The organism is Flavobacterium laiguense (assembly GCF_003097655.1).
Lineage (GTDB): Bacteria > Bacteroidota > Bacteroidia > Flavobacteriales > Flavobacteriaceae > Flavobacterium > Flavobacterium laiguense.
In genome coordinates, this window is record NZ_QCZH01000017.1 from 38,041 (window position 1) to 57,032 (window position 18,992).

The window sequence follows — 18,992 nt, forward strand, 5'->3', positions numbered from 1 at the left end:
AAATAAGTTAAAACTATTGTTTCAAAGCATATTCTTTAATCAAAGTGGAAGCTGGAATATGAAGGTTTTCTGTAAGCAAACGAATTTGTTTAATAGTTAAAGCTCTTTTGCGTTTGAAAATTTCGGTAACTCTTGAACGGCTGTTCAAAATAACACCTAAATCGGCATCAGTAATTCCTTTTTGTTCCATCATAAATTTAATCGCTTCAATTGGATCAGGCTCGGGAATAGGGTAATGCATTTCTTCGTACTTTTCTATTAGCGTTACTAAAATGTCTAATTCATCTCCTTCATTGGTATTAGGCTTAGCGTCAAAAAGGAGGTTTACCCTTTCTAATGCCAAGTCATAATCTTTTTCTGTTTTAATAGGATGTATTTCCATTTTTTTATAAGTTTTTAATGTCTTTCAAATCGTCATATTCGGAGTGGGTTCCTATAAATAAAATATAGACAATGTGTGTTACATAATTAATTTTCACGATTAACCGATAATGATTGCCGCAAATATTAAATATAACTTTATTATTTCCGACAAAATCTGCTGAGCCAAAAATTGATTTTATAGCATTAGAATTGTCAAGCGTATTTTTGTCAAAAACCTGATACCAAGCTAATAATTGCTGTTTTGAGTTGGGATATTTTTCCCAGAAATTTTGCAAGGTTCTTTTGGCAATTATTCTCATAGGTTGCTTTGAATGTCAAAGGTACTTATAAATTCCCTATTTGGGAAAAATATTTTTTTGAATTTAACAATAAAACTAAAAATGAATTTAAAAATTTTAAGGATTTAATTGAAATAAAGAAGCCTCATTGCAATTTGTTGCAATGAGGCTTCTTTATGTAAATTCGTAAAATCTGTTTTTTAAAACAACCCTCCATTCAACTCGGCATCAATTCGATTGATGATGTTTCCTAAGTCCTCTGGATTGTCAACAAAATTAACGTGGTCTACATCAATAATCATTATTTTTCCTTTGGTGTACGTGTGAACCCAAGCTTCATAACGCTCGTTGAGACGGCTCAAATAGTCAATAGAGATGGTATTTTCGTATTCGCGTCCACGTTTGTGAATTTGCCCTACTAAGTTGGGAATGGAGCTTCTTAAGTAAATTAGTAAATCAGGTGGTTTTACTAAAGATTCCATTAATTCAAAAAGAGAGGAATAATTTTCAAAATCACGATTGGTCATCAAGCCCATAGCATAAAGATTGGGGGCGAAAATATGAGCATCTTCATAAATGGTTCTATCTTGAATAAACTTTTTTCCACTTTCACGAATTTGCATGATTTGACGGAAACGGCTATTCAAGAAATAAATTTGCAAATTAAAAGACCAACGTTCCATTTGGTGGTAAAAATCATCCAGATAAGGGTTGTCTACCACTTCTTCAAAATGGGGTTCCCATTTAAAATGCTTGGCTAATAAGCGTGTTAATGTTGTTTTTCCTGAGCCTATGTTTCCTGCTATTGCTATGTGCATTACGGTATTGCGATTTTATAATTTATAGTTGTATAAAAATGTAAAAATAGATAAAATTTGGGTTTAGCAACAGAATTTAACGAACCATTTTTCAAAATAGTATTTTCATTGTTTTTTAATAAAAACATTTTACTTAGTGTTGATTTTAGGACTTAGAAATGCTGTGTTTCTTGAAAAAGGCAAAAAAAAACCATTCGTACTTGATGAATGGCTTTATTTATAATAAAATCAATCTTTTTCAGGAAATGGTTTTTATTTCTCTTAGAATTAAAACTCAATCCTGATAAATTATGTTTTTGAATAAATTTTAAATTCGCTATGGAATAGTTTTATTTTGTTAAGTTTGGATTGTCTAATTCAAAACTCATGAAAAATAAAATACTTCTTGTTTGTTCTCTTTTGATTGTTAATGGTAGTGTCAGTTTGGCACAGGTAATTAAGAAGCCTTTAGTTGGAGCAATTACTACGGAAGATCTTAAAACCGATTTGTATCAAATGGCTGGAGACCATTTTAATGGTAGAGAAGCTGGAACATTGGATGAATTAAAAGTATCGATGTGGCTGGCTAAAAAAGCAGAAGCAGCTGGGATGGTTCCTGCTGGAGATGATGGCACTTTTTTTCAGTTTTTCGATTTATACAGACATCAAGTAACCTCAAACACAAACTTTAAAATTGGTCAAAAATCGTATGATTTATGGAAAGAGGTTTTGGTTGCTGAAACAACGAATGTGAAAGTAGATGCTCCTTTGGTCTATCTTGGTATAGCGACAAAGGAACAAATAGAAGCAACTGATATTAAAGGAAAAGCTGTTGTTATACTTGCCTCTCAAGAAGGGATTGCAAATGACATTTCTCTTTTTGACAGGCGTTATCCAGGTTTAGTAAGAACCAAATACTACGACTTATTAGTTAAGTATGGAGCAGCAGCTCTTATTATTGTTGCTGATTCTGATGCAGAAAAAAGCTGGTCACAAGTAGAACCTCAAATGACACGAGGTATTTATGGAATTGAAGGTCTTCGAGATAAAATAGGGGCTACAATGCCTGTTTTTTGGTTGCATGGTGATCAGTTGGAGTTTTTAAAAAATACTAAAGAAATGTTGTCGACTCAAGTGTTTTCGGAAACCTATAAATACCCTTCTGTTAATGTTGTTGGAAAAATTGAAGGGACAGATCCTAAGCTCAAAAATGAATATGTATTGTTTAGCGGACATCAAGACCATGATGGGGTTAGACAAAAATATGGTCAAGATTCTATTTATAACGGAGCAGATGATAATGCGAGCACTTGTGTAGCGATGCTGGCTATTGCTAGAGCCTTTAAAAAACAACCAGGCAAAAGAAGTGCTTTATTTGTGTTTCATGGTTCGGAAGAGCGAGGTTTATTAGGGTCAAGATGGTACTCGGCACACCCAACAGTAGCTGAGTCAGCTATCGTGGCAGTGTTAAATGGGGATATGATAGGGAGAAATGATATAAATCAAGCCGCTTTATTAGGCTCCAGTTCTCCTCATGAAAATTCGTCAGATTTAGTTAATATCGCTAAGAAAGCCAATGAAGAAGGTCCTAAGTTTGATTTGGATAAACTTTGGGATAAACCAGAACACCCAGAATATTTCTTCTTTCGTTCAGACCATCTGCCTTATGCTAGAAAAGGAATTCCCTCGGTTTTCTTCACTAGTGTTTTGCATAGTCAGTATCATACTCCTATGGACGAATCCGAGAATATCGATTACCTTAAGTTGCATAAAATGACAGAGTGGATTTATCGAACAGGCTGGATGTTATCGAATGATCCAATCCGTCCAAAGACATTACCCAACGTCAAATTTGAAAGATAGAAATATCAGGCACAAAAAAAACCAACTCATTGAGTTGGTTTTTTTTATGTATTTAAAGTTTGGAAATATTACAATCCAAAAGCAGTTTTTACTTGATCAACGAAATCTAATTTCTCCCAAGTAAATAAATCAACTGTTACTGTTTTCGTCAAACCACCAGGAGCAGAAAACGTTTTTGTTACCGTTTCTGGAGTACGTCCCATGTGACCGTAAGCCGCAGTTTCGCTGTAGATTGGGTTCCTTAATTTCAAACGTTGTTCGATGAAGTAAGGACGCATGTCAAAAATGGCTTCTACTTTTTTGGCAATTTCACCATTGGTCAAATTCACTTTTGAAGTTCCGTAAGTGTCAATAAAAATACCCATTGGTTTTGCAACTCCAATAGCATAAGAAACTTGAACCAAAATCTCATCGGCAACACCTGCAGCAACAAGGTTTTTAGCGATATGACGTGTAGCATAAGCCGCACTTCTATCTACTTTACTTGGATCTTTTCCAGAGAAAGCACCACCACCGTGAGCTCCTTTTCCACCGTATGTATCTACAATGATTTTTCTTCCCGTCAATCCAGTATCTCCGTGAGGCCCTCCAATTACGAATTTTCCAGTTGGGTTGATGTGGTATTGAATTTTATCATTGAATAAATGAGCGTGAGCAGGATTTTTTGCAATGATTCTTGGAATCAATATCTCAACAATGTCTTTTTTGATTTTGGCAAGCATGGTAGCTTCTTCGTCAAAATCATCGTGTTGAGTAGAAATTACGATAGCATCAATACGTGTTGGTTTGTTGTCATCACTATATTCCAAAGTAACTTGGGATTTTGCGTCAGGACGTAAATACTTTATTTCGTTGTCTTCACGTCTTAAAATTGCTAATTCCTGCAATAATTTATGAGATAAATCAAGTGCCAAAGGCATATAATTTTCGGTTTCATTTGTGGCGTAACCAAACATCATTCCTTGGTCACCGGCACCTTGTTCTTCTTTGCTTGCTCTATCAACTCCTTGATTAATATCGGCAGATTGTTCGTGAATGGCTGAAAGAATACCACAAGAATTGGCTTCAAACATATATTCACTTTTAGTATATCCAATTTTGCGAATCACTTCGCGCGCAATTTGTTGTACATCTAAGTAGGTATTCGACTTAACTTCACCCGCCAAAATTACTTGACCAGTAGTAACTAAAGTTTCACAAGCTACTTTTGAGTCAGCATCAAATGCCAAAAAGTTGTCAATTAATGCATCCGAAATTTGATCTGCAACTTTGTCTGGGTGTCCCTCACTTACAGATTCTGACGTAAATAAATAAGCCATAATAATTATAAATTTAAAAATTAGTCGAGAAAAAACAATTGCTGTAAAAGGGCTAAAGGAGAGTTTCTGCTTTAGCATTTTTTCTACTGAAAATTTTTCAGCATCCATAATGAATTCGTTTCATTATGAAGAGGTTGCAATCAGTTCAAATTTTTCCTCTGGTATTCGGGTGCAAATGTATGAAACCATTTTGAATTGCAAATTGTTCTTAACTTTTTTTTGATATAAAAAATTGGATTTAGCTATAGTATAATATGTTACAGAATTAAACAAATGTTATTTTCTTGTTATTTTAATATTTTACATTTGGAATTTCGGAAAAAAGTTTGCAATTTTGCTACAACAAAAAAACAAAGATGCAATTTAATGTATGTAATATGTCTAAAGCCATTCAGGATAAATCCTGCAGGGACGGTATAGCTTAATTTTAAATTAAAAAGATATAGCAAAAACCTCCCAATAAACCTGGGAGGTTTTTTTTTAGGCCATTTTTAAATCATTATTTTCAAGAATTAGAACAATATTAAGTATGAAACAACTCGACACAATTAAGGTTAACATTTGCAAAGCAAAATCGAAGACGATGATGACGTGTATTTATGCCATGATGTGTGTGTGTGTGTGCTGATTCCAAAAAGTATAAGTTTATAGTACAACTTAAAACCCTTTTGGATACGTATCTAAAAGGGTTTTTTGTTTTTCGGTCTAGAAATGTAGTAGTAAACAGAGTAAAAAATAAAAGAAAAATAGAAGCTGAGAAAGTTTCGGTTTTCAATAAAATATATAACTTAATAAAGTAGAAATTATGAGTTCAAAAACCTTCACAGCCAATGCATTGCACGCTAAACAAGATGTAGCCAAACACGCAGCCAATTTATTTGGTTCTGCCAAAGCTGCCAAGAAAGTAGCCGATGAACAGCAGCTCGTCACGGGAACAACCAAAGATTTGATTCGACTCTCGACTAGATGGGAAGATCTGGAAGATTTCAAGGTCTGTTGTTTATCCAGTCTTTTTATCGAATTAAAAGCATAAAAGCACAATTGAACTTTTAGGAAACGAAACTCATTGTGCTATAAAAAAAAGAAAATGCTGTACGGCATTTGAATTATAAGCCATAAATAAATATCAATTACAAAAATAAAGTATCATGAAAACTATAACATATATCACAAGCAAAGTAGAGTTACTAAAAAACACAATTTTGAGAGCAATAAAAGGAGAGCCATTCAATCCTAAAAAAGAGTTAGATCACCCAAGATTTGATGTGGATGAAAATTTCGATTTGAAAGCTAAAAAAGGCAAGAATTCTTTATTGTTTCACATGTACTCTAAAGAAAACGGAACTCTTTTTATTTAAATATGAGTTTTGAAATCAGGAAAAGTAAGTAAAAGTTTTTTGTCACGAAATGCACGAATAAAAACGCGAAACATTCTTTAGAAATACAAAGGAATTCATGAGAATTAGTGCATTTCGCGGCAAACTTTTAATTTATGGAAAACCACTGTTTCGATAATGAAGTCGAATAATAATTTGGTTGTTTCATAAAATAGTAGTTAATTTGCACCATTAAGTTCAGAAACGTATTGAAATGTTATAAAGAAAGGCAGAGGGATTAGACCCAATGAAGCCTTAGCAACCCTTCGATTTATCGAAGAAGGTGCTGCATTCTACCACGCCAAACGTGGAAAGATAACACAAAGAATTGATCTAGTTTCTCTAGCTTTCTTCATAATATTTCCAGGTACAAATCAAAAATTCATTAAAGATTTGAAATTGGAAAATAAACCAACCACACTTACCATACAAAATTTCACTACCGAAAGTGGTGCTTTTTATGCAACCATCAATTTGAGTTATCATCTTTTTGGCCCAGCCTTACATACTGCACCTATTGTTTTGGTTAATCATGCACTAACCGGAAACTCTCAAGTTGTAGGTTTAAAGGGATGGTGGAATGTGCTTATTGGTGAAAACAGAACGATAGACACCAACAAATACACCATACTTGCTTTTAACGTACCCGGAAATGGTTTTGATGATACCATAATTGAAAACTATCTGGATTTTACGGCTAGAGATGTTGCCAGACTTTTTGTAGAAGGACTCAAAGTTCTTCAGATTACTCAATTGTTTGCTATTATTGGTGGTTCAGTAGGTGGCGGAATTGCTTGGGAAATTGCGGCATTAGAACCTAAAATAGCCCAACATTTAATACCTATTGCAACGGATTGGAAATCTACAGATTGGTTAATCGCCAATTGTTTTTTGCAAGAACAAATTCTAAATAATTCGGCTAAGCCAATAGAGGACGCTCGTATTCACGCGATGTTGTGTTATAGAACACCAGAATCTTTTAAAGCAAAATTTGACAGAACAACAAACGAAGAATTAGCCGTTTTTAATATAGAAAGTTGGCTGAGTCATCATGGAGGGAAACTGCAAAAGCGCTTTCAACTTTCGGCCTATAAGTTGATGAATCAATTGCTGAAGACGATAGATATTTCGAGAGGCAGAGAATCTTTTCTTGCCGTAGCGTCTCAAATAGAAGCGGATATTCATATTATTGGAATCAATTCGGATTTGTTTTTTTCGGTAAAGGAAAATAAAGAAACGTACGAGGAATTGAAAAAACACAAAGCCAATGTTACTTTTCAAGAGATTGATTCCATTCACGGACACGATGCTTTCTTGATTGAATACAAACAATTGGACAATTTGCTTAAAGGAATTTTTAATTAGGAAATATAAAGTTCTCGTTAAACGAAAAGGTTCTTGGTCACGCGCGTGAGGGATAGACGGAAGCTACCAAAGTAGCCCAGATAGCCCGACAGCATTAGGGGAAGGGGCCGAATGAGCGCAAAGAGGAGTTGGCCCCTTTTCCTAATGGTGGCACGCCAAAATTAAGATTATTAAAAAAAAATGGTCGAAACTAGATTTTGACTTTAAAAAATAAGAAAATGAAAATATTAAAATTTGGAGGAAAGTCTTTGTCAAATGGAGACGGAATCAATAAAGTGGTGGCAATCATTGCCGGAAAAGTAGATAAAGGAGAACAGATTGCGGTGGTAGTTTCGGCTCGTGGGAATGCTACAGATGAACTGGAAGATATTTTGGCTTTGGCATCAAAAAATGGGGACTATAAACCGCTTTTTGAAAATTTCAAAATTTACCAACAAGATGGTTATGATGATGTTGATTTGTCTGAAGAGTTCAATAAACTAGAAAAATTATTTGAAGGGGTTAGTCTTATTGGGGATTATAGCATAAAAATTAAAGACGAAGTACTGTCTAAAGGGGAGTTGCTTTCGGCCAAATTGCTAACGGCTATTTTGATTAAAAATGGAGTTAAGGCAAAATTTGGGGATACCAGAGAATTGATAAAAACCGATTCTAAATTCGGTGATGCACAACCTTTGGAACAACTTTCTAAGAAAAATGTAATAGCCTATTTTAAACAAAATAATGGTACCACTGTAAATATTGTTACCGGTTTTATTGGTTCTAATAGTAAGAATGACACCACTACTTTGGGCAGAAATGGGAGTAATTACACGGCTTCTTTACTTGCTAACTATTTAGATGCCGAAGAACTTCAAAATTATACCCACGTAGACGGAATATATACAGCCAATCCTGATTTAGTTTTGGATGCCAAAAAAATTGATCATTTGTCATTTAATGAAGCGAATGAGTTGGCTAACTTTGGAGCAACAATTCTTCATGCAAAAACGATAATTCCTTTATTAGAAAAAAACATTCCATTACGAATTTTAAACACTTTTAATCACGAAAATAAGGGAACATTAATTACTTCTAAAGCGGATAAGGAAGGAATTAAAACGCTTTCGGTTCTGGAAAATGTGGCTTTGGTGAATCTTGAAGGTAGAGGATTGCTAGGGAAAACGGGCGTTGATGCCCGTATTTTTAAAGTGATGGGAGACAATGATATTAGTGTAAGTATTATTTCGCAAGGATCGTCTGAAAGAGGAATTGGACTTGTGGTCGATGCAGATAAAGCGACTCGAGCGATGATTGAACTCGAAAAAGAATTTGAAAATGACTTTTACTCGAAAGATGTCAATAAAATCACGGTTACCGATAATGTTTCGGTGATTTCGATTATTGGTCAGGACTTGAGTACGTTTCATAAACCCTACACGGCTTTAATTAAAAATAAAATTGTCCCTATTCTTTTCAATAACACGGTTACGGGTAAAAACGTGAGTTTGGTGGTAAGAAAATCGGAGTTGAACAAAGCCTTGAACGTGATTCACGGAGAAATTTTTGGGGTTTCCAAAAAAATAAATATTGCAATTTTTGGTCATGGATTGGTAGGAGGAACGTTGATCAATCAGATTTTAGAATCGGCTGACGCCATCGAAAAACGAAAAGGAATCAAATTGAATGTTTTTGCCATTGCGAATTCTAAAAATGTGCTTTTGAATAAAGATGGTGTTTCGCCAAATTGGAGAAATGAAATTCAAACCAACGGAACTTCCTATTCTATTGATGATGTTATTGCTTTTGCAAATGAACATCACTTGGAGAATTTAATAGCTATTGACAACTCGGCATCTGCTGTATTTGTTGAGAATTACATCAAATTGGCCGAAAATAGTTTCGATTTGATTTCCTCTAATAAAGTGGCGAATACCTTGAGTTATGCCTTTTATAAACAGTTGCGAAAAGTGTTGGAAGACAATCAAAAGACATATCTTTATGAAACGAATGTTGGTGCCGGTTTGCCATTGATTGATACGATAAAATTATTGCACCTTTCGGGCGAGAATATCACTAAGATAAAAGGAGTTTTCTCTGGAACGTTGAGTTATTTGTTTAATAATTTCTCTGCAAAAGATGCTCCGTTCAGCGAAATATTGAAAGAAGCAATAGACAACGGTTATACAGAGCCAGATCCAAGAGAAGACCTTTGTGGAAACGACGTGGGTAGAAAATTATTGATTTTGGCGAGAGAATTGGACTTGCAAAATGAATTTGAAGAAATTTCGATTCAGAACTTAATTCCAGAGCATTTGCGTGAAGGAGATGTATCTGATTTCTTGAATAAATTGACGGAGTTTGATCCTATTTATGCTAAAATCAAAGCAGATCAACAACCGAATCACGTGTTGCGATACATTGGAGAATTATCGGGTGATTTGCAAAATGACAAAGGAAATCTGGAAGTGAAATTGGTTTCGGTACCAAAAGACACTGCTTTGGGCGGATTGAAAGGGTCGGATTCATTCTTCGAAATTTACACGGAATCGTACGGAGACAGACCTATCGTGATTCAAGGAGCAGGAGCAGGATCGGCAGTTACGGCGAGAGGAGTTTTTGGAGATATTTTGAGATTATCGGATAAAGGGTAATGATTTTAGTCCCGATAGCTATCGGGAGCAGATTTTAGAATTTAGATTTTTAGATTGAAGAATAGAAATAACCGTTGAATGTGAGTTAGAAAAATAGCATTATCGGCATATAAAGAAATAGTTATGGTAGAAGTTTTTAATGGATCGTATTTTGAGGCAATGAATGTTAGAAATTTATTGGAAGGGAATGAAATTTCAGTTTTTACCCAAAATGAATATATGTCAAATATCGAGCCTTGGGTAGTTGCTTCGGGAGGTTTAAATCCTGTAAAGCTTCAAGTTCATGAATTGGATTTAGATGCATCAAAAATAATAGTAGAGGATTATTTAAAGGGCAATAATAATTTAGAGACTGGAGATAAATAAAAAAATCCGTTGAATCCGCGTTTGAAAATCCGCGTCATCAGCGTTCAAAAAAGATAACAATGAAAATAACACTTAACAGAGTAAACGACAACTTCCATTTTGAATTAAAAAACGAAAGAGGTCATATCGTAAATGTAGATAGCCGCCCGGAATTTGGCGGAAATGATATGGGAGCAAGCCCAATGGAATTGGTATTAATGGGCGTTGCAGGATGTAGCGCGATTGATATGATTTCGATTTTAAAGAAACAACGTCAAGAAATTACCTCTTTCAAAGCTGAGGTTGAAGGCGAACGCGTACAAGTAGATGAGGCAAAACCTTTCAAAGATATTCACGTAGTATTTTATTTGGAAGGTCCAATCAACGAAGAAAAAGCAGCTAGAGCGGCACAACTTTCTTTTGAGAAATACTGTTCGGTTTCAAAAACATTAGAACCAACCGCAACCATACATTATAAAGTAGTTTTGAACAATAAATCATTGTAGTTTAATTAAAGAGATTGGTTTTGAATATTCCAACAACTTTAAACCTTAAACTTTAAACCTTAAACTTTAAACAAAAAAATAGAATGAACGAACAAGAATTTGGTTTTGAAACCCAAGCCATACGCAACCAATTAGAAAGAACTCAATATTTAGAACATTCCGTTCCTTTGTACTTAACTTCTAGTTTTGTATTTGAAGATGCTGAAGATATGCGTGCCTCTTTTGCAGAAGAGAAAGATCGAAATATTTATAGCCGATACAGTAATCCAAACACCAACGAATTTGTAGATAAAGTTTGTAAAATGGAAGGTGCTGAGGCGGGATTTGCTTTCGCATCTGGAATGGCTGCGGTGTATTCTACTTTTGCAGCCTTGTTGAAATCTGGTGATCATATTGTTTCTGCCAGTAGTGTTTTTGGAGCGACTCATTCCTTGTTTGTAAACTATTTTCCGAAGTGGAACATCGAAACATCCTATTTTGACCTTACGAAACCAGAAACCATTGAGAGCTTTATCAAGCCAAACACTAAGATACTTTTTGCCGAATCTCCAACCAATCCGGCAGTAGATATTATTGATTTGGAATTATTAGGAGCTATTGCCAAAAAGCATAATTTGATTTTGATTATTGATAACTGTTTTGCCACTCCATACATTCAACAACCGATAAAATGGGGAGCACATTTGGTAGTGCATTCTGCGACTAAATTAATGGATGGACAAGGAAGAGTATTAGGAGGGGTCACAGTTGGAAATGTAGATTTGATAAAAGACATTTATCTTTTTTCTCGACTTACTGGGCCTTCATTATCACCCTTTAATGCTTGGGTACTTTCGAAAAGCTTAGAAACATTGGCGATTCGTGTAGACAGACATTGTGAAAATGCGATGAAAGTAGCTGAATTTTTGGAAAGTCACCCTAATGTAAATACCGTTAAATATCCTTTCTTGAAATCACATCCGCAATACGAAATTGCCAAAAAGCAAATGAAATTAGGTGGTAACATCGTTGCTTTCGAAATCAAAGGCGGAATAGAAGCAGGAAGAGCATTTTTGGATAAAATAAAATTGTGTTCATTGTCACCAAATTTGGGTGATACAAGAACTATTGTAACACATCCTGCCTCTACAACCCACAGTAAATTGTCTGTTGAAGAACGTTTGGCCGTGAGTATTACCGATGGTTTGGTACGTGTATCCGTAGGACTGGAAACCGTGGCTGATGTCATTGCCGATTTGGAGCAGGCGCTTTCTTAAGGATTTTAGAATGATGATTAACGATTTTTGATTGCAGATTTTGAATGCAGCAATAATTGTTAGTTGTATATAAAAAATATAATTGTAGCTATAGCCCACGGTTTAAACCGTGGGTTTTGTGTTTATAGTGGCGATGTTATTGTTAATTTTTCATATTATAAGTCCGTTTTAGATTTGTTAAATTGTAAATTTGGTTTTTAGCCATCTTAAAATTATATGAACTCAAGATTAATCATTTTATCGGATTTGTGGGGAAAAGAAAAATCAGATTGGGTTTCAGCTTATGTCGAACTATTGAAGGATAAGTTCGAAATTCAATATTATGATTGCTGTGAATTGGGTGGAATTGACAAAACTAATTATACCGAAGAAAATCTCCACAGTCAGTTTGTTAATGGCGGAATCGAAAAAGCTGTTGAGCATCTTTTGAAAACTGAAAAGAATCAAATTGATGTTTTAGCTTTTAGTATTGGTGGAACAATTGCTTGGAAAGCAGCTTTAAAGGGATTGAATTTTAGAAGTTTTTTTGCTGTTTCGTCAACAAGATTGCGCTATGAGGATGAAATTCCGAATGGAGTAATAAAACTCTATTATGGAGAAAATGACAGCAATAAACCAAGTGAGAATTGGTTTGAAAAACTTTCGATAGATTTTGAAATTATAAAAAATAAAGAACATAATTTTTATGCGGAAAAAGATTTTACGACTTCAATTTGCAAGGAAATTTTAAAATAATTTCATGTAATTTGCTGATAAAAGGATAAAGTTTGTAGTTTCGTAGAGAAATAGAATTCTATTCAAGTTTTATATTTCATCAAAAAGAGCCAATACTTATTTTCTGTTTTGAGTCTATTATCTAAAGGTCTATTATCTATTATCTTTCAAAACCATGCTTTCAAAGAAAACAAAATACGGAATAAAAGCACTAACCTTTTTGGCTCGCCGGGAAGACCAAACTCCCGTGCAAATCGCTGAAATCGCCAAAAGTGAAAACATTTCGATTAAGTTTTTAGAAAGTATTTTACTTCTTTTGCGTCATTCCGGTTTTCTTGGCGCCAAAAAAGGAAAAGGTGGCGGTTATTATTTGATAAAAGACCCAAAAGAAATCAATATGGCTAAGGTGTATCGCATTCTCGAAGGGCCAATAGCTTTATTGCCTTGCGCAAGCCATAACTTTTATGAGCCATGTGATGATTGTACCGATGAAGCTACTTGTGCGGTTCGGAAATTAATGATGGAAGTTCGTGACAATACGTTGAGGATTTTAGAAAATAATTCACTGGCGGATATCGCTTTTTAAGAGAATGTCTTTTTACTCCTACCTAAATCACAGAAATAAAATATAACAACTGGAATACAAACTGTTAATTTACAGAAATAAGTTTTGTAGTTAGCAAAAAAGTATTATTTTTGTGCTTTAATCTAGTAAACCGATAGGGTAATAGATTTAAATTAAAAATCAAATCCGCTTTTCTCCCTCTCCTTTGGAGAGGGTTGGGGTGAGGAAAAAAGAAATAAAAATGAGCACAGCAATAGTAAATACTTTATTAGAAAAAACAGCAGGTCTCTCTATTGGGGAAACTTTGGCTTTTTTGGCTAATGAATACAAAGACAAAGTGGTTTTTTCTACTTCGTTTGGTCAGGAAGATCAGGTTATAACCGCTTTGATTGCCAAAAATGAGTTGCCAATTACCATTTTTACATTGGATACCGGCAGATTATTTCAGGAAACGTATGATGTTTTTCATAAAACAATAAAGAAATACAAAGTAGTAATTCAAACGTATTTTCCTGAAGCTAGTGATGTTGAAAATTTGTTGAATAAAAAAGGCCCAAACAGCTTCTACGAATCGGTGGAGAACAGAAAAGAATGTTGTTTTATTCGAAAAGTAGCACCGTTGACCAAAGCTTTAAAAGGAAACGAAATTTGGATTACTGGTTTACGTGCGGAACAATCGGAAAACAGAAATGATTTGGCAGCCTTTGAATATGACGCTCATTTCAATATCATAAAATTCAACCCATTGTTAAAATGGAGTTTGGAAGATGTTCAAAAATATATTGATGATAATAATGTACCGCAAAACGCTTTGCACAAAAAAGGATTTGTAAGCATTGGCTGTGCGCCTTGTACGAGAGCTATTGTAGAAGGAGAGGACATCAGAGCAGGAAGATGGTGGTGGGAATCCAGTCATAAAGAATGTGGTTTACACCAGAAATAGAAATCAGATTTTAGAAAATAGAATAAGGAGAATAGAAAAAAATAATAATAGTTACGAGATTTTAGTTGAGGTCACAACAACCTTAAACTTTAAACTTTTAAACTTTTAAACTAATAAATATGAGTTCGATATTAAAAACAAATGCTTTAGAAAGCGAAGCAATTTACATATTCAGAGAAGTAATTTCTCAATTTGACAAACCCGTTTTGCTTTTCTCTGGCGGTAAAGATTCGATCACATTGGTACGTTTGGCGCAAAAAGCATTTTTCCCTGCCAAAATTCCTTTTCCATTGTTACACGTGGATACAGGACATAATTTCCCTGAGACGATTGAATTTAGAGACAGATTGGTAGCCGAATTAGGATTGGAATTAATCGTTCGTAATGTGCAGGATGCCATTGATGAAGGGAAAGTTGTAGAAGAGTCTGGTAAATATTCAAGCCGAAACAGCTTGCAAACCACTACATTATTAGACGCTATCGAAGAGTTTAAATTTGACGCTTGTATTGGTGGTGCCCGTAGAGATGAGGAAAAAGCAAGAGCCAAAGAACGTATTTTTTCTGTTCGTGATGATTTTGGTCAATGGGATGAAAAAAACCAACGTCCAGAATTGTTTGATCTTTTGAACGGAAAAATTGAAAATGGTCAAAACGTACGTGTTTTTCCAATTTCAAACTGGACAGAATTAGATGTTTGGAGTTATATCGAACAAGAGCAAATCGAAATTCCATCGATTTACTTTTCACACAAACGTAAAGTTTTTTTGAGAGACGGTTTAATTTGGTCACACTCTCCTTTTGTGTACCAAGAAGAAGACGAACAAATCGAAGAACGAATTGTTCGCTTCAGGACCGTCGGGGATATGAGTTGTACTGCCGCTGTTGAATCGTATGCAGCAACCATTCAAGAAGTAGTGGGGGAAATTCGTTCTTCGACCATTTCTGAAAGAGGAGCCAGAATCGATGATAAACGTTCTGAGGCTGCTATGGAAAAAAGAAAACAACAAGGTTATTTTTAGAAAACCTCACCCCGACCCTCTCCAAAGGAGAGGGAGGAAGAATAAAGCAAATAAAACATTATTATTTCCAGTCTTGGCTCCCTCTCCTTTGGAGAGGGCTGGGGTGAGGAAACTTTAAACAAAAAATAAGGATGGAAGTTTTAAAAATAGCAACAGCAGGAAGTGTAGATGACGGAAAAAGTACATTAATCGGGAGATTATTATACGATACAAAATCATTGACTACAGATAAAATTGAAGCAATAGAAAAAAGCAGCAAGCAAAAAGGATACGATTACCTAGATTTTTCTTTGGCTACCGATGGTTTGGTTGCCGAGAGAGAACAAGGAATTACGATAGACGTAGCCCATATTTATTTTTCTACAGCGAAAAAAAGTTACATCATTGCCGATACTCCGGGTCACGTAGAATATACACGTAACATGGTCACTGGAGCTTCAACTTCACAAGTATCTATCATTTTGATCGATGCCCGTAAAGGAGTAATTGAGCAAACGTACCGTCACTTTTTTATCAATAATTTATTGAGAGTAAAAGATGTGATTGTTGCGGTAAACAAAATGGATTTGGTTGATTATTCGGAAGAAGTATACAACAAAATCAAAGCCGATTTTCAGGCATTAAATGCAAAAAGCGCCTACAAAGAACAAAACGTAAGTTACATTCCATTGAGTGCAATCAATGGTGGAAATGTGGCTGATAAGTCAGAGAACATGCCTTGGTACACTGGACAAACGGTTTTGGAACATTTGGAAGGTTTAGAACCAAAAGATATTTACGAAAACGGAACAGCACGTTTTCCTGTTCAAACGGTAATCCGACCAAAAACGGAAGAGTACCACGATTTTAGAGGATATGCCGGAAAATTATACGGTAACAATATCAAAGTTGGGGATGCTGTTACAGTACTTCCTTCTTTGACAGAATCTACAGTGACGAATATTCACTTTTTTGACAAGCAATTTGACGAGGCTACGGCTGGTTCTTCTATCACGATCGAATTAGAAAATGACATCAATGTGACGAGAGGGGATATGATTGTAAAATCTAGCGAGCTTCCTAGAATTGAAAAAGACATCACAACAACGGTTTGTTGGATGGACAGTAAAAAATTAGTGGCAGGTGCAAAATATTTTGTACAACACAACAGCAATAGAGTTTTGGCCAAAATTGACAGCGTGAAAAACGTAATCGCAACCGATTATTCTGGAGTAACACCAGCCACACAATTAGCCATAAACGAAATTGGAGAAGTAACCATTAAATTGAGCAAAGCCATTTATTTTGATGCTTACAATGACAATAAATCAAATGGAGCTTTCATCTTAATTGATGCTGCAACCAACACAACAGCAGGAGTTGGTTTTATTAAATAAAGAGAAAATAGATAATAGACGAATAGATAATAGAAAAAGCAGGTTAATAATTTCCGGTTTCGACTCCCTCTCCCTTTGGAGAGTCCCGATAATTATCGGGAGGGGTGAGGTTTTTATAAGTAGCTTTAAATTGTTTTTTCTGGAATAAAATTAAAATATTATGCAAAGTTTTAGAACCGAAATAGAAGACCCGATTGTTCAAAAAGACATTATCGATTTAGAAAGAAAAATTGCTTTATTCCGTGACGGGAAAATCGATGACGAACGTTTTCGTAGCCTTCGATTAGCAAGAGGTGTGTACGGTCAACGTCAGGAAGGCGTTCAAATGATTCGTATCAAACTGCCTTTTGGTAAGGTAACCAGCGAACAATTGCACCGTATTTGTAAAGTTTCAGATGAGTATTCAACTGGGCGTTTGCACATTACAACGCGTCAGGATATTCAAATTCACTATGTAAGTTTGGATAGAACTCCTGAGCTTTGGGCAGAATTAGAGAAAGATGATGTTACCTTGAGAGAAGCTTGCGGAAACACGGTAAGAAATATTACAGCTAGCGAAACAGCGGGTATTGATGCAGAAGAACCTTTTGATGTATCGCCTTATGCACACGCTTTGTTTCAATTTTTCTTGAGAAACCCGGTTTGTCAAGAAATGGGACGTAAATTCAAAATGTCATTTTCTTCTTCGGATAAAGATACGGCTTTGAGTTATTTACACGATTTAGGATTTATTCCAAAAGTGGTAAATGGAGAAAGAGGATTTAAAGTAATGCTTGGCGGTGGATTAGGTTCTCAACCGAGTCATGCCGAATTGTTATCTGAATTTATTCCGGTAAACCAAATTATCCCAACAACCGAAGGGGTTTTAAGAATCTTTGACCGTTATGGCGAAAGAGCCAAACGTTTGAAAGCACGTTTGAAATTCTTAATCAAAGATTTGGGTAGAGACGAATTTTTGAGATTGGTGGAGGAAGAGAAAAAAGCCTTGTCTTACCAAACGGTTGAAATTGACACTACAGCTTTTGACGGAGCGATTCCAACTTCAATATTGGAAGTTCCAAAAGTAGTAATCGAAGATACTGTCGCTTTCGAAGCTTGGAAAAAATCAAATGTATTTGCTCAAAAACAAGCAGGATATGTAGCTATCGGAATCAAAGTGCTTTTAGGAGATTTTTATACAGACAAAGCGAGATTATTGGCTGATTTAGTTAAAAATTATGCAGCTAATGAATTGCGTTTTTCATTAAGACAAAACATTGTTATTCGTCATATAAAAGAAGAAGATTTGCCTTTTTTCTATCAAGAATTGGCCAAACTGGATTTTGTAACTTTAGGATACAATACTATCGGAGACATCACAGCTTGTCCAGGTACAGATACTTGTAATTTAGGAATCGCAAGCAGTACTGGTATTGCAGATGAATTAGAAAGAGTATTAAAAACAGAATATCCACAATACAGCAACAACCAAGAAATCGCAATAAAAATTAGCGGTTGTATGAATGCTTGTGGACAACACAATATGGCTGAAATTGGTTTCCAAGGAATGTCTATTAATGCAGGAAAATTGGTAGCTCCCGCACTTCAGGTATTATTAGGTGGTGGAAATTTAGGAAATGGAGAAGGACGTTTTTCGGATAAAGTAATCAAAATACCAAGCCGTAGAGGACCGGATGCTTTGCGTTATATCTTAAATGATTTTGAAGCAAACGCTAACGGATTATCTTTCTTGAATTATTACGATGCCAAAGGAGAGAAATATTTTTATGAATTCTTGAAACCATTGGCCGATGTAACTAATTTAACCGAAGCTGATTTTGTAGATTGGGGAAATGCCGATAACTACGTAAAAGCGGTTGGAGTTGGAGAATGTGCCGGTGTTGTAATTGATTTAGTGGCTACTTTAATTTTTGAAGCCAAAGACAAATTAACTTTTGCTCAAGAAGCTTTCGAAGATAAAAAATGGTCTGATGCTATTTATTTAGCGTATGCTGGATTTGTAAATGGAGCCAAAGCATTATTATTGGCCGAAAACGAAAAGACAAACCACCACGCTGGAATTATCGATTTGTTTGATACCGTTTTCATCGAAAGTAAAAAAATCGAGTTGGATTCCCCTTTCAAAGATTTAGTTTATCAAATCAAAGCGGATGAGCCATCAGAAGCGTTCGCACAAAAATACATACAAGATGCTATCACTTTCTTCGGAAAAATAGAAGCATACAGAGCCAAAGATTTAGCTAATGCATAAAC

At 35.1% G+C, this 18,992-nt stretch carries 18 protein-coding genes and 1 riboswitch; of the genes, 14 read left to right on the forward strand and 4 right to left on the reverse strand.

What is annotated here, in order from left to right:
* Positions 1–13 precede the first annotated feature (13 nt).
* From DB891_RS13190 to DB891_RS13200, 3 genes are all read right to left on the reverse strand, one after another.
* On the reverse strand, positions 14–382 hold the full coding sequence (locus DB891_RS13190) for a helix-turn-helix domain-containing protein (RefSeq protein WP_116764045.1): 369 nt from the start codon (positions 380–382) through the stop codon (positions 14–16).
* Positions 383–386: 4 nt separating this feature from the next.
* Positions 387–683 carry a type II toxin-antitoxin system HigB family toxin gene (locus DB891_RS13195; protein WP_116764046.1) on the reverse strand — a complete coding sequence of 99 codons (297 nt, stop codon included), beginning with the start codon at positions 681–683 and terminating at the stop codon, positions 387–389.
* A gap of 179 nt (positions 684–862) precedes the next feature.
* Positions 863–1,480 (reverse strand): deoxynucleoside kinase, encoded by a 618-nt coding sequence (locus DB891_RS13200; protein ID WP_116764047.1) that lies wholly within the window; start codon positions 1,478–1,480, stop codon positions 863–865.
* A 366-nt stretch (positions 1,481–1,846) separates the two neighbouring features.
* Between DB891_RS13200 and DB891_RS13205 the strand changes: the two genes are divergently transcribed.
* The gene (locus DB891_RS13205) at positions 1,847–3,322 is read left to right on the forward strand and encodes a M28 family peptidase (protein WP_116764048.1); all 1,476 of its coding nucleotides are present in this window, start codon (positions 1,847–1,849) and stop codon (positions 3,320–3,322) included.
* 68 nt (positions 3,323–3,390) lie between these two features.
* Here DB891_RS13205 and metK read toward each other — a convergent pair whose 3' ends face one another.
* On the reverse strand, positions 3,391–4,641 hold the full coding sequence (metK, locus tag DB891_RS13210) for a methionine adenosyltransferase (RefSeq protein ID WP_116764085.1): 1,251 nt from the start codon (positions 4,639–4,641) through the stop codon (positions 3,391–3,393).
* 805 nt (positions 4,642–5,446) lie between these two features.
* On the opposite strand from metK, the gene DB891_RS13215 reads away from it, so the two are divergent.
* The 13 genes from DB891_RS13215 to DB891_RS13275 all read left to right on the forward strand — a co-directional run bounded on the left by DB891_RS13215 (position 5,447) and on the right by DB891_RS13275 (position 18,990).
* Entirely contained in the window at positions 5,447–5,674 is a 228-nt protein-coding gene (locus DB891_RS13215) for a hypothetical protein (protein ID WP_116764049.1), read from the forward strand.
* A gap of 115 nt (positions 5,675–5,789) precedes the next feature.
* A complete protein-coding gene (locus tag DB891_RS13220) occupies positions 5,790–5,999 on the forward strand; it encodes a hypothetical protein (RefSeq protein ID WP_116764050.1) in 210 nt (69 codons plus the stop codon).
* A 232-nt stretch (positions 6,000–6,231) separates the two neighbouring features.
* Positions 6,232–6,339: riboswitch (SAM riboswitch) on the forward strand.
* Positions 6,340–6,416: 77 nt separating this feature from the next.
* Positions 6,417–7,382, forward strand: a complete 966-nt coding sequence (locus DB891_RS13225; protein WP_116764086.1) for an alpha/beta fold hydrolase — start codon at positions 6,417–6,419, stop codon at positions 7,380–7,382.
* A gap of 218 nt (positions 7,383–7,600) precedes the next feature.
* Positions 7,601–10,015, forward strand: coding sequence for a bifunctional aspartate kinase/homoserine dehydrogenase I (gene thrA / locus DB891_RS13230; protein ID WP_116764051.1), 2,415 nt, complete (start codon positions 7,601–7,603; stop codon positions 10,013–10,015).
* 123 nt (positions 10,016–10,138) lie between these two features.
* Entirely contained in the window at positions 10,139–10,381 is a 243-nt protein-coding gene (locus DB891_RS13235) for a putative signal transducing protein (protein WP_116764052.1), read from the forward strand.
* A gap of 59 nt (positions 10,382–10,440) precedes the next feature.
* A complete protein-coding gene (locus DB891_RS13240) occupies positions 10,441–10,866 on the forward strand; it encodes an OsmC family protein (protein ID WP_116764053.1) in 426 nt (141 codons plus the stop codon).
* A gap of 83 nt (positions 10,867–10,949) precedes the next feature.
* Positions 10,950–12,122 carry a trans-sulfuration enzyme family protein gene (locus DB891_RS13245; RefSeq protein WP_116764054.1) on the forward strand — a complete coding sequence of 391 codons (1,173 nt, stop codon included), beginning with the start codon at positions 10,950–10,952 and terminating at the stop codon, positions 12,120–12,122.
* 216 nt (positions 12,123–12,338) lie between these two features.
* Positions 12,339–12,857: an alpha/beta hydrolase gene (locus tag DB891_RS13250; RefSeq protein WP_116764055.1), complete on the forward strand. Its 519-nt coding sequence runs from the start codon at positions 12,339–12,341 to the stop codon at positions 12,855–12,857.
* 154 nt (positions 12,858–13,011) lie between these two features.
* Positions 13,012–13,422, forward strand: a complete 411-nt coding sequence (locus DB891_RS13255) for an RrF2 family transcriptional regulator (protein ID WP_116764056.1) — start codon at positions 13,012–13,014, stop codon at positions 13,420–13,422.
* A 220-nt stretch (positions 13,423–13,642) separates the two neighbouring features.
* Positions 13,643–14,344 (forward strand): phosphoadenylyl-sulfate reductase, encoded by a 702-nt coding sequence (locus tag DB891_RS13260; protein WP_116764057.1) that lies wholly within the window; start codon positions 13,643–13,645, stop codon positions 14,342–14,344.
* A gap of 119 nt (positions 14,345–14,463) precedes the next feature.
* Positions 14,464–15,363, forward strand: coding sequence for a sulfate adenylyltransferase subunit CysD (gene cysD, locus DB891_RS13265; protein WP_116764058.1), 900 nt, complete (start codon positions 14,464–14,466; stop codon positions 15,361–15,363).
* Between the two features lie 131 nt (positions 15,364–15,494).
* The gene (locus DB891_RS13270; RefSeq protein ID WP_116764059.1) at positions 15,495–16,739 is read left to right on the forward strand and encodes a sulfate adenylyltransferase subunit 1; all 1,245 of its coding nucleotides are present in this window, start codon (positions 15,495–15,497) and stop codon (positions 16,737–16,739) included.
* Positions 16,740–16,899: 160 nt separating this feature from the next.
* Positions 16,900–18,990, forward strand: a complete 2,091-nt coding sequence (locus tag DB891_RS13275) for a HEPN domain-containing protein (RefSeq protein WP_116764060.1) — start codon at positions 16,900–16,902, stop codon at positions 18,988–18,990.
* The last annotated feature ends 2 nt before the right edge of the window (positions 18,991–18,992 follow it).